Here is a 14,237-nt window from a genome sequence, read left to right on the forward strand (position 1 = left end):
TATAACTAAATGAATTTCCAAGGAGGAATGACCTATCCGCACTGCAACTGAAGTCGAACATTATTTCCACACTACTGAAATCAGCACCTTCACCATTAATGAACACGAAGACATCCTCGTGTTCAGCACGAACCTTAACGGGACCTTTAATCTTTGGGCCATGGATCTTCCCCACCTGTTCCCTTACCGGTTAACGACCATCAATCAGAATAGCAGTCTCATCCATATCCATCAAAATCAAATCGTCGCCACATTCGAGAAGGATGGTGATGAAAATCACCAATTGCATCATTTGCCCAAATCAGGCGGAACCCCTATCCCCTTCCACGAGGAGGAATCTGGTTCAACATGTTATCACGCCTGTTTTACAGATCAGGAAATGTATTACTCTTCCAATCATGAAAACCCTTTGTTGAATATCTACAAAACCGATTTACAAACGGGCCACACCTCCCTTATCCAACAAGGTAAAAAAGTTCCGATTGTCGTGGCCGCTGCCTCGTCGGATGGATCTTATGTATTTACAGAGACCTACTCCAACACCCATGCCACTGCTTTTTACCAGACTGGTGAAACGAAATTGCCCCTGGTACCAGATACTAAGACCACACATACAATCAAGGATGTACACATGACCAAGGATGTTATTTATTTCACAACGAACTATGGAAGAGAATTTTCATACCTGGCTTCTTTTAACCTTTCAACCTATAAATTCCACCCCCTTTTTACATTAGATAAAGAAGAAATCACTTCAATCCAGTTCCATCAACAATCGAATACGATTGTCATGACGTCGGAAAAAGGCGTAAAGGATCATCTTTATGTCTATGATTTGTCGACAGGTGAGGGAGAGAGACTCGATACCCCCTGCGATGTCGTCAAAAAAATTATGGTCACTAAAAACGGAAACCTCTTTGTGCTTGGAATTTCAGCTGACAAAACGGATACCATTTTCAAAAGGGATACGAACGGAAGCTGGACACAGGTGACGAATACCAAAGTGCTTGGCGTTCCTGAAGGAAACATGATTAAACCGGAAATCGTTCACTACGAAAGCCATGATGGCCTGGAAATCGAAGCCCTGCTGTACAAACCGAAGAATGGGAATGGATTCACCATCCTCTGGCCGCATGGGGGACCCCAGAAAGCAGAGCGTATGATATACAGACCTGTCATTCAGTACCTCGTCCAAAGCGGCTACACCTTCTTCGCCCCCAATTTCAGGGGCAGTAAATGCTACGGGGCAACATTCGAGAAGATGGTGGAACAGAACTGGGGGGACGGACCTCGACACGACTGTGTGGCTGGGATGGAATGGCTTATACAGGAAGGATTGGCTGAAAAGGGCAAGATCGTGGCGATGGGTGGAAGCTATGGCGGTTATATGAGTCTGCTTCTCGCCGGACGACATCCCGAGTATTTCTGTGGAATTGTCGACATATTTGGCATATCGAATCTATTAACCTTCCTGAACAATGTACCGGCTAGTTGGAGAACCCTTATGGATCAACTGGTGGGAAATCCCGAAACAGACTATGAGAAGCTTGTAAGTGACTCACCTATCACCTATATCGACCATATGAATTCTCCGATGTTCATCATCCACGGCGAGAACGATCCGAGGGTGAAGACTGAGGAGTCGGAGCGAATCATAGAGCATTTAAATCAAAGAGGGATCGATGTTAACTACTTAACATTTGACGATGAAGGACACGGATTCTCGAAGAAACAGAATGAAATGAAAGCATATAGGGAGATTCGAGGCTTTTTGGATAGGATTACAAGCAACTCATCACTTCCTATGCTCTAGCAAAAATTAGTTGGGGATACCAGCTCTCTTAAGAGGTAGAGTCCCCTCTATTCTTTAATAATGAAACTCAAACACTACACTTCCGATTAAACAGTTAGAAAAGAGAACCTTCTTGTTTTTCAAAGCATATATTGAAGGGATCAACTTTTTGAAAGGAACGTGATAGATGTGAGAAAAAAAGCATCAAATGCTTCAAAACAAATTTTCCCGACTGGCTGTCCAGGTCTTTTTCCACGGGGAATATGTACAAACCCTACCATTACACTGGATAAAGTGGGAACAATCAGTTGTGATGCCACGATTAGCGGAAAAGTAAGATGTGATCTTCGTCCTTTGCAGGGAGTGACGGTTAACCTTACCTCACCGTCTGAGCTTTTAACATTTCAAAATCCTAACCCTGTAACCAATAGCAGGGGCGAATTCTCCACAACCGTCATTGTCGACCGTAATACCCCCGTCACGCCTAATGTGAGTATCACAGCAAGGGCCGTTGTTGTCGAAGAAGCCATCTCCGACACCATCACCGCAAGGGTGGAATGTCTCAATTGCACTAATTTAATTATTACTTCACCTGAAACAGTACAAGCTTTCGCACCCCAATTACAGGCCGTTACCTGCCCAGGCTTCCCAATCGACGGAAAGGTTACCTGTGAAGGGTTGACGGTACCGAATGTCGAAATCGGATTTGAAGTGGACTCTCCTTCCGGTAAAGTCATCGTCACCCCCAACCCCACACTTACGAATAATGATGGAGTATATGAAGCTACCATCCTGCCATTTCCAGGAGCGCTTGAAATCGTTACCATTGTGACGACAGCTAGAATCGGGGGAAATGCATTCCGCTCAGAACCCGTAGAATATGAAATCAATTGTCCTGGTTGTGAAAATCTAGAAATCACATTGGACAGCCCCCCTCAAATCAGTTGCAACGGGTTCCTGTCCGGCAGACTGACTTGTGACGGGGAGCCCGTGGCTAATGTACCCGTAGCGCTTACAGGCTCACCCGTATTGAATATTATCAATCCTAATCCAGTAACCAACGAAAACGGTGAATTCACTTCTCTGGTAACCATCAATTTTGATACCGAAGGACAAGAAGTAGAATATACAGCATCGGCTGCCTTTACTGGTATCGACGTGACGGCTTCGGGTACTGTGTTTGTCGATTGTGTAAGGTGCAATACCCCTGTATTAACATTGAATCAACCATTGTCCCCAATCGGATGTGACGGTGGAACCATTTCCGGCCAATTCACCTGTAATGGTGAACCCATCATTAATACCCCTGTCTTCTTCACCGTCATGTCTTCTGGAACCGTCACCATTAACCCTAACCCTGCCATCACCAATGCTGATGGGATCTTCACGGCCACGATCCAGCCAGGACTAAACGTGACAGAGTCCATCACGATTCAGGCTTCCTCCATGTTCGGGGGAGAGGAAGTGACCTCAGAACCACGTAATGCCACTGTGAACTGCGTTTGTGTCAATCCCGTCATTGAGCTAAATAACCCTGGGCCGATCAGCTGCCGCGCAGTCATTACCGGTCAAGTCCTTTGTCAGGGACTTCCAGTTCAGGGGGTAACCGTGAACTTAAGTAGTCCATTATTGAATTTCGAAACACCGAGTCCGATCACGGGTCCAGATGGGTCTTACTCGAGTGTCGTTACGGTTCAACCGATCACCCCGGTTCAAGAAGGTGTTCCTTATACGGCAGAAGCAGTCGTCTTCGGAATATCTGCCTCTAATACGAACTTTGTCCGTGCGGAATGCCTTGAGTGCGATGGGCAGTCCCTTACCCTAATACCTCCAGCAGGAACAGTGGACTGTGATGGAGCTCCATTATCAGGAAGAGTTCTGTGTGGAAATACACCAGCCCAAAATGTAGCGGTATTCTTTTCTGTTGATCCAAGTATTGCGTTTGTATCTCCAAACCCTGCCATCACGGATGCAAATGGAAATTATTCTGCTGTTTTGACTCCGAATCAAGGAGCAATCGGACCAGTGGAGCTCACTGCAACAACAGCCGTAGCTGGAAACGGCATCACTGCAGGACCTTTCCAAGTCAACCTAAACTGTCCGGTCCCGCCACCTGAATGTCCATGCCGTTTCAGGTTAAATACTCAAGGGGGAGCGCAGCCTGGTGCCCGTATACGAGTTGTACGATTTGGTCACGTAGAGGATTATACGGGTCGGTTAAATATTACGGTCGTGCAATGTGGATCAGGTATTCAAGGGATCTGTAACCCTGCCGTCGACAATTTCAACTTTGTATTCAACGCCTCGAACGGTGACAACTTCCAATTCACCCAAGGACGGAGATCAAGCATCTCCTGCGAGAATAATCTAACGACAGCCATCGTAGAGGGAACCATCAACGGCCGGATCAATAACGGTCCCTCCCGTACCTTTGAGGCCAAACTAACCGCTGTGTTTAATAAAAACAATAACACCATTACCTGGACCATCTTTGCAACAGACAATACGACCACAACTTTTGAAACAGTGGTACCGTTCACAGCACCAACCGATCCAACATCGTTTATTATCGGATGCCCTTAAATCCGTATCTGGCAGCATTTATTGTTGCCAGTTTTTTTGTCCATTATTTCCTTATCCGATGAGGAGAAATATTTCTTGCTATGAAACCCGTTTCATAAATTAACATGAGAACTAGAAGGAAAGGAAATGCTTCCCTTCTGATTGGCGTAACGCTTCATAAGCGGCGTGACAATCTCTTCCCTAAGTGTTCATATTATATGGACACTTTTTTTCATGTCCACCTTTGCGTAATCCCTGCCGATATGGAATAATGATTACGATTTGGATGAAATATTCATCCAGGAGTTGGAGGATGAAACGTGATAGCCATTAAAAAATATAGGACACTGCTATTATTTGCCTTCCTGGCAGTCTGTGTTTTCGCTTCATTGTACTTCGTCAACCACAATCAAGGTCTGTATAACCGACCTATTGCGGAAGTGACGGACTCGACGATAATAGAAACAACAGATATGGAAGATACGACCGGTAATAAAGACCGGGTATACATACAACAGCTGGAAGCTGTAATGAAAAACGGCCAGCATAAAGGGGAGACGATCCTTCTATCAAATAAATACTCCATGTCCGGTGCCAACGATCAGCGATACGAACCGGGGAATGAATTATTCGTCTCCATCGACGCCGGGGGAAAAAAAGATAAAGCGTTGAATGGGCATATAGAAGATGTGAAGCGTGATCAATATCTCATGATCATGACCTGGGCATTCATCGTGTTCCTCTTGATTGTAGGAAAAAAACAAGGTCTGTTCTCCCTGATCACCCTCGGGGTCAATGCACTAATTCTTTCTTATGCATTGGATGTTTACCTAAACTCAGAAAAAGTGGGCTTGTTGCTCGCTTGCAGCGTTGGGGTGATTGCCTTCACCCTCGTCTCCCTCTTGTTCGTGAATGGATTCAATGAGAAGACGTATGCAGCGGTGGTGGCCACTCTGATCGGTACGTTCTTGACGCTTCTTATCAGCTATATTGTCATCCGTTTCACAGCAGGGGACGGACTCCGGTATGAGGAAATGCAGTACCTCACCCGACCTTATCAACTAGTATTCATGGCGGGCATACTTGTCGGATGCCTCGGGGCGGTGATGGATGTCGCAATCACCTTATCTTCCTCGATCTTCGGACTTTACGAAAAAAATCCGGACATTTCGACTAAAGCACTGAGAACGTCAGGCTTTGATATTGGAAAGGATATTATGGGAACGATGACCAACATCCTGTTCTTCGTCTATATCAGTGGCGGCATTCCCATGCTTATCCTTTATTTTAAAAATGCCTCACCGCTCGGGTTCACCCTTTCCATGAATCTTTCCCTCGAAATGACGAGGGCCCTCACAGGAGGCATCGGGATTGTGCTGGCCATTCCGATCGGCATTTATACAGCCATTTTCTTTGTGAACAGAAAGCGGGTGAAAGCATGACCGTCCAAGTATGGCTTACCATCATTCTATTCACACTGATGGTCGCAGTCGGCGGGAAGAAAGGAGCAAGGTCCTTTGTGGCATTATTCCTGAATACAGGAGTGCTCCTGCTCACCATCATCATGATGAATGATCCGGACATGAATCCGATCATCTTGACGTTGATCGCGTGCATCTTGATCAGCTGTATTTCCTTGTTTTATATCAGTGAAATCAACATCAAGACCGTGACTGCTTTCATCTCTACGATCGTGACGACAGGTGCTTTGATCTTCTTCATACTGGAGTTGACCGATGCCGCCATGATTCAGGGTTTCAGTGAGGAAGAAACCGAAGAGATCGGCGCCTTCTCCCTGTATGTCGGAGTGGACTTCGTCAAGATCGGTGCGTCCATGATCATCATGAGCACGATTGGGGCGATCATCGATGTCACGATATCCATTTCCTCTCCCATGAGGGAAATCGCCTATCACAATCCCGGGATCAGCCGGAAGGATTTATTCACATCAGGAATCAAGCTTGGAAGAGATATCTTGGGTACAAGCGCCAATACGCTATTCTTCGCCTTCTTCGGGGGATACATGGGGCTCCTGATCTGGTTCAAAGATCTTTCTTATTCCATCGGGGACATCGTCAACTCCAAAGTGTTCACCTCTGAAATGATCTTCATCGGCTCAGCCGGACTCGGAGTGGCCCTGGCAATCCCCGTCACCTCCGCCATTACAGCCTATTACCTGGTGAAGACGGGACAAAGGGACAGGTCCCCTGTCCCGGACGAATCACCGGTCGACAAATGAAAAGGTCCGTCCCTCACATATAAGGGACGGACCTTTTGCTTTGCGTGAAAATGGATATCATTGGAATTCATTCCGACACTTATTTATGATGAATGGCAGAAACGATTGAAACCTCTACTGCCCTCATCCGTAAAAGTAGATAAGGAGAAACCAGAATGGAGGAATATGAATGGGTAAAATGAAAATCCGCATTAACTGTCAAATCAACTTATCAGAAGAATACGAGAACGCACCGGATAAGCTACAGGAAGAGATCGATTTCATCCTGAACAAGTTCGGGGAAGTGGAAGAATTCACAAAAGAACAGGATGATAGCACACTAACACTCAAAAGCCAATTGAAGGCACATGAACTGCAAGTGAACCTATTTGAAAAATGGGGAGAATGGGAATACGCACGGAATCTCTCCAGGGACATGAGGATGAATTTCATCGGATTTGGAGAAGTAGAGGAATGTAACAGCGGCGTGTTCGATTATGAAGCAACGAAGAAGACATTCAAGAATCCTCTGAAATCCTTGCTTTTCTTTGACAAATAGAATGACGGAAAACCCCGATTCTTAAATAGAGTCGGGGTTTTCCAGTTAGTTCATTTCATTTTCGTATCTCTTGATTTTCATTTGTATTTTCTCAAGATTTGCTTCCATGTCCCTTATCTGCTGACGGACGTTTTGTTCCTGCTCGAGCATCATCTCCATGCGTTCAGGCAGGGTTTTCTCCCCATCCATCGTCCACTGAACAAATTCCCTTATCTTTTTGATTGGCATCCCCGTATTTTTCAGACAGAGGATCATCTCGAGGAACTTAAGGGAACCTTCATCGAAAGTCCGATCGCCATTTTCCGTTCGGTTAATAAAGGGTAACAACCCTTGCCGATCGTAGTAATGCAACTGAGAGATCTTCATATTGTTCATTTTTGCAACTTGTCCAATCGAATAGTCCATTGTCTTCCTTCCTTCTACCAAGGAATAACCCCGTTGTTATTAAGGATTTTACCATGATAGTTAGTCTCACTCAAAGCGTATTTCACTATGACTTCTGCCCCTTCAGCCGTCGTTTTTCCGCCAGGGGCATTTCCGTTTAAATCAGTAGAAGTGAAACCAGGTGTCACACCAAAGACCTCAGGACCTTCGCTGCCCAGTTCTTTACTGAAGGATAATGTCAATGAGTTCACAGCCGTCTTGGAAGAATTATATCCGAGGATATTGAGGGGATGGACGTCCCCATTGTCGAACATGGTCTGTGACGCCATATCCGTCGTGACGTTCACCATCTTACTTCCTCCACTTTTTTCAATAAGGGTAGAAACGCTTGCATCATTTGAAATGTCCCAAAGAAGTTCACATCAAAGATGTCACGCAACATCCCGACTTCCACTTCACTCGGTTGAATGTTAAAATCCAATGCGATTCCCGCATTATTGATCAATACATCAAGGTGCTCCGTCATCCCCTTAATAGTACGGACTGAGTCCTGAATGGATTGTGAACTAGAGATATCCAATTGAACGAATGTTACATTGGATTTGCTAAGGGACTCCACCGCTTTCTTCCCAAGCTCCTCGTTCCGTGCTCCTAAGAAAACTTCAAACCCATTCTCCGCCAGCTGTCGAACGACCTCATATCCAATTCCTTTATTCGCCCCTGTTACCAAAGCATATTTTGTCATATGTCTTTCCTCCATTTGATTCGTTATTGTGGTTATAAATGAAGAATAAACCCTGAACCAAGGTTGAGGGCAAGAATATTTTTTTAATAAAATGTTTGAATATTCTATAAATGGTTAGTATAATAGAAAAAAGGTCAAGGAGCTGATTTTCATGAAGAAGTATTTGCTTAACTCACCACAGTCTGATGTAAATCACATGGATTCCCTATTTGCAGAAATGATATTGGACGAGGCATTGCTAACATTTCGGAAAGAGCAAATCGCGCAAGGTATTGACCAGGCATTACACAAACGAAATAAAGAGGAATTCCTGCGCTTGACGGAGGAATTAAAACAGATTCAGAATGCGGGATAATTAAATTCATTTGAATAAAAAAAGGACAACTCTCCTGCTAGGTTTCAGCATGATTGTTGTCCTTTTTGTGTGTTGTTCCGAATACACTTAGCACCATTTTGAAGCATTCTTAAAAGACACTAAGATACATAATCAATCGTCGCTCCGCCGATCTCCGCTTCCCTGCCGAATAACCGGGAATACACACCCGATTGATTTCGTAGCAGATCCCCATGCTTCCCTTGCTCGACAATCCTTCCATCCTCAAGCACGACAATTTGATCTGCAGACAGCACCGTGGATAAGCGATGAGACACGATGATGATCGTTTGGTTCTTCCCTGCCCGTAGCACGGCTTCATTGATCTTCGTTTCCGTGATGGGATCAAGAGCCGAGCTCGCTTCATCCAGGATCAAAATCGGGGAATCTTTTAACAGCGCCCTCGCCAGGGACAAACGCTGCTTCTGTCCACCTGAAAGCAGGCTCCCCCTTTCACCTACGGAAGTATTGAGCCCTTCTGGTAATGTGTCGATGAGTTCACCGAGTCCACTGTCCGCCATTGCTTTCAGAAGTTCTTCATCAGTCGCATCCCACTTCCCGATCCGCAGGTTATCTGCCAATGTTCCGCTGCGGAGCATAACGTCCTGGGTCACTATCGCCATTTGTGAACGAAGCCATGCCGTATCCCACTCACGGATATCCCGGCCATCCACTTCAATCCGTCCGACTCCCGTATCGTAGAGCTTGAATAACAGATCGACAATCGTGGATTTCCCTGATCCACTCGGCCCGACCAGTGCCCACTTCTCACCGGCAGCCACTGTAAAGGACACGCCTTTTAACACATTTTCTTCTTTCCCCGGATAAGCGAACGCTACATCCTGGAGTCGGATGCTTCCACTTGCCCGTTCACCCCGTATGCCTTTTGACACCTCTGCTTCAGACACTTCTTCTGAAAGCAAAACTTCAGATCGATCCAGGGCAGGTCCTGTTCTTCTCACGGACAGCCAGTTCCTGAGAAGACGCTGCATTTCATTTGCCGCAATCGTCACAAGACCTCCGGCTGTCAACATCTGTCCGCTGGTTAAACCTTGATTCCAGATTAATAATGTACTGATTAAATAGACTAATCCAAGTGCAAATCCGTTATAGCTGGCGATCACTACCACCGACTGCATCCTTGCTTTCAATTCTTTGACCGAATGCTTTACGAAGCTGTCCCGGATGGAGATGACACTGTCCACTTCACTGTCCGACACCCCCATGACCCGTGACAGATGAATGCCTGTCACAGATTCTCTCAATCTTTCAAGATATCTCGATGCTTCTTGACGGGCATCCGCTGAAGCCAACCGGGTCCTTGCCCCTACCATATTAGAAGTCCAATAGAAAATCACACCAAGGACGACGCTAGTAATCATCAAGTAAGGATGAATCCATAACAGCACCAAACTGTAGATGAATACTCCCTGCACGCTTGCCATGAAGGTCGACCCTTCCCAGGCAAGGAAATTATGAAGTGTATCCGGATCATCGGACACCCTCGCAAGCATTTCCCCTGTGGAATTATGATGGTAAAACGAATATGGAACAACCTGCAAATGCCGGAACAGACGCAACTTCTGCCAGTTCGTCACGGTCTTCGCAGTCTGATGGCAGAAATACTCGTCGATGACCATCATGACCAGATCCAGTACCGCAGATAAAATCAGAAGCCACATGAGTCCCCAAAGCCAGTTATAGTGTTCGTTCGGGATGATCGTATCCACGAGCCAGCTGAGGGCGAGTGTCGGTATCAGTGCCGAGAACACCTGGCTGATGGCAATGACGACGGAGTCTGCGATGACCCATTTTTTATATGGCCGAAGAAAGCTTAATACCCTTCTTCCGTCACGATTCTTACTTGTCGTGGCCGTCATCCGATCATCTCCTTTTCAAGCTCGCTGTATTGAGCCCTGTATAATTCATAATACTTGCCATGCAAGAGAAGCAGTTCTTCATGGGTCCCTTTTTCAGCTACCACCCCTCCATCGAGGAGAATGATCACATCGGCATTTCTCACTGTTACGAGACGGTGGGCGATGGTGATGGTTGTTCGGCCGGGAATCAGCTTTTCCAAGGAAGCCTGCACCCGTTCTTCCGTTTCACCGTCCAGGGATGAAGTCGCTTCATCGAAGATCAGAACAGGAGGCTGTCTCAGGATCGCCCGGGCAAGGGCAACCCGTTGCCGCTGACCGCCCGAAAGCTTCAATCCACGCTCTCCGACGATTGTTTCGTACCCATCATCAAGAGAATCAATCAACTCTTTCAATCCCGCCGCCTGAACAGCTTGATCCAGTTCTTCTGTTGTCGCATCAGGTTTACCGTACAACAGATTCTGACGCAGCGTACTATTTAACAGAAACGTTTCCTGAGATACGACACCCACTTGCTGGCGGAAGCTGTTCCGGTTATATTCAAATAGATTCTTATCATCAATCATCACTGAACCCTGCTGCGGTTCATAGAGACCGAGTAACAGCTGGACCAGCGTACTCTTCCCTCCTCCGCTTGTTCCAACAATCCCGATGTGATTCCCCTGGTCAAGGGATAAGGAAACCCCTTTCAGGACCTGTTTATCACTCCCGGGATATGAAAACCATAAATTCTCTAAGTCTATCTTTCCTTGGACTGCACCAAAGGAAGGAAGCTCCTCCTCATGCTCCTCCGGCAGGTCGAAATATTCATAGATTCGCTGCAGGGCAGGAATCGCCTGCTGAATCGTCAAGGCATGCTCCGCCATGGATCTTACCGGCAAAAACATGATAGGAATGAAGCTCAAGCAGGCAACGAGGGTACCAACTGTGATGGTCCCGTCCCAGATTGCCCAACCACCGACCAGCATCACCACACCGGGTGCAGCGATATTAAAGAGATTCCCCAGGCGCCAGTTCACCTTACCGATCAGGGCGGCCCGAATCGAGAATTGTTTCCAATCTGAAAGCTTCTTCTCCTGGGTTCCCACTTCCACATCCTGTGTCTGGTAGGTTCGCACCAATCTCACACTTTCAATACTCTCCTGCAAGTGCTGATACATATCCGCATTCATCTCCCGCTGGACGGCGCTCATCTTCCGCATCTTTTTGCCCAGGGTAAAGGAAGGTACGATGTAAATGGCAAACACAGCGAACATCACGATGGCAGCCGGCCAAAATAAAACAAACACCGTAGAAAAAGCAGCAATCGCCCCCACAACCTGCTGCAGAATACGTGGAACGACTGTATTATTCAGGTTCTGGATCGACTCCACATCATGGGTCAGACGGAAGAGCATATCCCCCCTCGGAGTCTTCGAGAAGAAAGACATCGGTGTTCGGTGAAGCTTCCGGAACGCCCGGATCTGCATATCCGTGATCACATCGAGCCCGATTTTCACCTGCACGTATTCCTGCATTGTCTCAAACAAGGACTTTCCTAGGTAAGCACCGAGAATTCCGGATACGACCCACACCAAGAAATTCAAATCCCCGCCGACAATGACGTCATCGACCAGCCTCTTCACGAGAATCGAAGGCACGATCGTAAAAAGACCGCCTATAACGGAAAACAGAAGTGCCACCAACAGCTTTTTCCAATAGGGTTTAAAATGGTTTAAAGTTGTTTTTAATAAGTTCATGTTGAACCCCCTCACAAAATTCTATTTTATACCAATCGGTTCAAATATTCACTAAAATTTGAATTAAAGAAATACTCTTTATACTATCAGTATATTCACCATCTCTGTTCACATCTTCCGCCGTTTGGATAGAAGGATTCTACGACTTTTGAATGAAAAAAAGATGATCCCGTTTTGATTTGGGATCATCTTTTTTCATTCATTTAATAAAACCACTGAGTTTCTCTTCCAGAATGTCCTTTCCATTCACCCAGTCCTGAAAGTTCACATCAAGAATGTCCCTGCCCCCTGCAATGGCAGTAAGGATTCTCGAATCCCAATAGGAATAAGAGAAAGTGTGAAGTGTTCCGAAAAAGTGTTCATAGTCCTTAAAAAATATAGGCGATTCCTCACTCTTGAAATGGTGGAACATTTGATCATGAGACCACCTCTTCCCTTTCAAGCTCAGCAGATGCTTATTTCTCTGAATAGAACCTTCAATGGATGGACGATTATTGCTCGTCATTTGATCCTCCTGGAAGTGGTTCACGCAAGAGAGGAAGTATTCACCGGACCGGACCGTCACCCGCTCTGGACTCGCCTCCACTTTGGCCATCTTTCCATCACAATCTCCAAGGGAAAAATTATAACCGGCACTGTGAGGGATTTCTTTCAACATGGTAACCGCTTCTTCAACGGAAGAGCAGGTTTCCAGAACCATCCGTATGGCCGCCCAAGGTGAGACTCCTTTTCTATACCCCTTGTGGCTGACGAAGTGTAAGCCCATCGAAAGCCCCTTCTCATTCACTCCATCATGCCTTCCCAGGACTTGAAGATTGTAACCCGCAGATGCTAAAGCGGTATCCGATTGAACACAGCTAAAAATCCCATCATAAAAATCAGGGGAAAAATCATAATTCCTCACATAGTAGTCGCTTGTCAGAATCGTTGAGCAACCCATTGCCTCTATCTTAGGCACATCGTAACCACTCAGTAAAGCAGCCGCCCTTCTTGAGGATATCCCTAATCCTTCAGCCAGACCTTCCAATTCCTCCAGCAAATGCGGAGCAAAGGAGGTATAGATCGATTTCATGCTAAGGTAGTCGATCTCCTGCTTCGTAATGGAATTCAACACGTGTAGAATTCCGGTGTTTTTAAGCTCTACCCCTGTCTGTAACCCGATTTGAAAGGAACTCCCCCTTAGTTGAAGGATCCTTACATTAAATGTAGACATATAAAAACCTCCCAGGATTCCATCATATCCTCCCTAATAGGAAACTACCTGTCATTTTGTGCTTGGTTCAAACAGATAGATGGGTTGTTAGTCAGAGAATCCCTAAAATGATCCAAAAGAAATAATTGATAAATATATCCTTTAAGTGTAAAATTACACTAAAAGGATGGTGACTCCTTTTGGATATTATGTTCATGGTTTTGATCGGATTTCCGGTCCTTTCGTTGCTCATTGGTATCGTTGGTTATTTCCTCTTTAAAAACATATTCGTGCCACCTTTGATTGTCTTTCTTGGGTCGCTTTTTGCCACGTATACTGTATTCAATGATTCATTTCTGATATGGGTTTTTGTTTACACTTCTCTGGCTTTTCTTTCAGGCTCAGTGGTAAAAATCTTTAAAAAAAGAAAGGGATCATGATGGAGAATCTTCTTCGGGGATTGTCGTTCAGTTTACTCTCATTATCTGCTTTTATGGCCACTCGGATGGTAGCCGGATTATGGGTATCCTTTGCCTGTTCACTCTTGATCACCACTGCTGTTTTTCTATTCTGGGGAATCAAGAGGAAATGGGGTGGAGTAGAGATTCTAATGGTTTCAGTTATTACAGGATTGTTATATTTTACATTTGCATCCTTTGGAATTTCTTTATTTCCTCCCGAACCAATTCGAGATCTGGGTGACCTCATTATGCCTTACGTTCATGCAGGTCAGTTTGCAGGCTGTACCATCGTTGTGATGTGGGTAGTGGGGATGATTTTCTTCAAGCAGGGATAG

12 protein-coding genes and 1 pseudogene are annotated in these 14,237 nt (G+C 45.7%); 8 read left to right on the forward strand and 5 right to left on the reverse strand.

The genetic code is table 11. The features are described from left to right. Nucleotides 1-118 precede the first annotated feature (118 nt). The 5 genes from KYJ26_RS24290 to KYJ26_RS10435 all read left to right on the forward strand — a co-directional run bounded on the left by KYJ26_RS24290 (nucleotide 119) and on the right by KYJ26_RS10435 (nucleotide 7,131). A complete protein-coding gene (locus KYJ26_RS24290) occupies nucleotides 119-1,813 on the forward strand; it encodes a S9 family peptidase (protein ID WP_219167202.1) in 1,695 nt (564 codons plus the stop codon). Between the two features lie 168 nt (nucleotides 1,814-1,981). Then, complete coding sequence (locus KYJ26_RS10420) at nucleotides 1,982-4,375, forward strand: transthyretin-like family protein (protein ID WP_219167203.1); 2,394 nt, start codon at nucleotides 1,982-1,984, stop codon at nucleotides 4,373-4,375. A gap of 299 nt (nucleotides 4,376-4,674) precedes the next feature. Continuing rightward, nucleotides 4,675-5,796, forward strand: a complete 1,122-nt coding sequence (locus KYJ26_RS10425) for a YibE/F family protein (protein WP_219167204.1) — start codon at nucleotides 4,675-4,677, stop codon at nucleotides 5,794-5,796. Next, nucleotides 5,793-6,593 (forward strand): YibE/F family protein, encoded by an 801-nt coding sequence (locus KYJ26_RS10430; RefSeq protein ID WP_219167205.1) that lies wholly within the window; start codon nucleotides 5,793-5,795, stop codon nucleotides 6,591-6,593. The genes KYJ26_RS10425 and KYJ26_RS10430 overlap by 4 nt, the downstream gene beginning before the upstream one ends. 169 nt (nucleotides 6,594-6,762) lie before the next feature. Next, nucleotides 6,763-7,131, forward strand: coding sequence for a hypothetical protein (locus KYJ26_RS10435; protein WP_219167206.1), 369 nt, complete (start codon nucleotides 6,763-6,765; stop codon nucleotides 7,129-7,131). Between the two features lie 45 nt (nucleotides 7,132-7,176). Here the strand turns inward: KYJ26_RS10435 and KYJ26_RS10440 are convergent, their stop codons facing one another. Beyond that, nucleotides 7,177-7,536, reverse strand: a complete 360-nt coding sequence (locus KYJ26_RS10440; protein ID WP_219167207.1) for a MerR family transcriptional regulator — start codon at nucleotides 7,534-7,536, stop codon at nucleotides 7,177-7,179. A gap of 14 nt (nucleotides 7,537-7,550) precedes the next feature. After that, nucleotides 7,551-8,260: pseudogene (locus KYJ26_RS10445) on the reverse strand (SDR family NAD(P)-dependent oxidoreductase). A 151-nt stretch (nucleotides 8,261-8,411) separates the two neighbouring features. On the opposite strand from KYJ26_RS10445, the gene KYJ26_RS10450 reads away from it, so the two are divergent. Further along, entirely contained in the window at nucleotides 8,412-8,615 is a 204-nt protein-coding gene (locus KYJ26_RS10450) for an IDEAL domain-containing protein (RefSeq protein WP_219167208.1), read from the forward strand. Nucleotides 8,616-8,734: 119 nt separating this feature from the next. On the opposite strand, the gene KYJ26_RS10455 is transcribed toward KYJ26_RS10450, so the two are convergent. From KYJ26_RS10455 to KYJ26_RS10465, 3 genes are all read right to left on the reverse strand, one after another. After that, entirely contained in the window at nucleotides 8,735-10,513 is a 1,779-nt protein-coding gene (locus tag KYJ26_RS10455; protein ID WP_219167209.1) for an ABC transporter ATP-binding protein, read from the reverse strand. Then, the gene (locus KYJ26_RS10460; RefSeq protein WP_219167210.1) at nucleotides 10,510-12,249 is read right to left on the reverse strand and encodes an ABC transporter ATP-binding protein; all 1,740 of its coding nucleotides are present in this window, start codon (nucleotides 12,247-12,249) and stop codon (nucleotides 10,510-10,512) included. Before KYJ26_RS10460 ends, KYJ26_RS10455 begins: the two co-directional genes overlap by 4 nt. Nucleotides 12,250-12,448: 199 nt before the next feature. Beyond that, on the reverse strand, nucleotides 12,449-13,462 hold the full coding sequence (locus tag KYJ26_RS10465; protein ID WP_219167211.1) for a C45 family peptidase: 1,014 nt from the start codon (nucleotides 13,460-13,462) through the stop codon (nucleotides 12,449-12,451). 194 nt (nucleotides 13,463-13,656) lie between these two features. Between KYJ26_RS10465 and KYJ26_RS10470 the strand changes: the two genes are divergently transcribed. Both KYJ26_RS10470 and KYJ26_RS10475 read left to right on the forward strand, forming a co-directional pair. Further along, nucleotides 13,657-13,881, forward strand: coding sequence for a YbeF family protein (locus KYJ26_RS10470; RefSeq protein ID WP_257475009.1), 225 nt, complete (start codon nucleotides 13,657-13,659; stop codon nucleotides 13,879-13,881). Continuing rightward, a complete protein-coding gene (locus KYJ26_RS10475; RefSeq protein WP_219167212.1) occupies nucleotides 13,878-14,237 on the forward strand; it encodes a hypothetical protein in 360 nt (119 codons plus the stop codon). Before KYJ26_RS10470 ends, KYJ26_RS10475 begins: the two co-directional genes overlap by 4 nt.

The organism is Rossellomorea orangium (assembly GCF_019334305.1).
Taxonomy (GTDB): Bacteria; Bacillota; Bacilli; order Bacillales; family Bacillaceae_B; genus Rossellomorea.

Coding starts and splice junctions, on each gene's coding strand:
- KYJ26_RS10430 (WP_219167205.1), top strand. CDS start 5,793: ATGACCGTCCAAGTATGGCTTACCATCATTCTATTCACACTGATGGTC.
- KYJ26_RS10435 (WP_219167206.1), top strand. CDS start 6,763: ATGGGTAAAATGAAAATCCGCATTAACTGTCAAATCAACTTATCAGAA.
- KYJ26_RS10440 (WP_219167207.1), bottom strand. CDS start 7,536: ATGGACTATTCGATTGGACAAGTTGCAAAAATGAACAATATGAAGATC.
- KYJ26_RS10450 (WP_219167208.1), top strand. CDS start 8,412: ATGAAGAAGTATTTGCTTAACTCACCACAGTCTGATGTAAATCACATG.
- KYJ26_RS10455 (WP_219167209.1), bottom strand. CDS start 10,513: ATGACGGCCACGACAAGTAAGAATCGTGACGGAAGAAGGGTATTAAGC.
- KYJ26_RS10460 (WP_219167210.1), bottom strand. CDS start 12,249: ATGAACTTATTAAAAACAACTTTAAACCATTTTAAACCCTATTGGAAA.
- KYJ26_RS10465 (WP_219167211.1), bottom strand. CDS start 13,462: ATGTCTACATTTAATGTAAGGATCCTTCAACTAAGGGGGAGTTCCTTT.
- KYJ26_RS10470 (WP_257475009.1), top strand. CDS start 13,657: ATGGTTTTGATCGGATTTCCGGTCCTTTCGTTGCTCATTGGTATCGTT.
- KYJ26_RS10475 (WP_219167212.1), top strand. CDS start 13,878: ATGATGGAGAATCTTCTTCGGGGATTGTCGTTCAGTTTACTCTCATTA.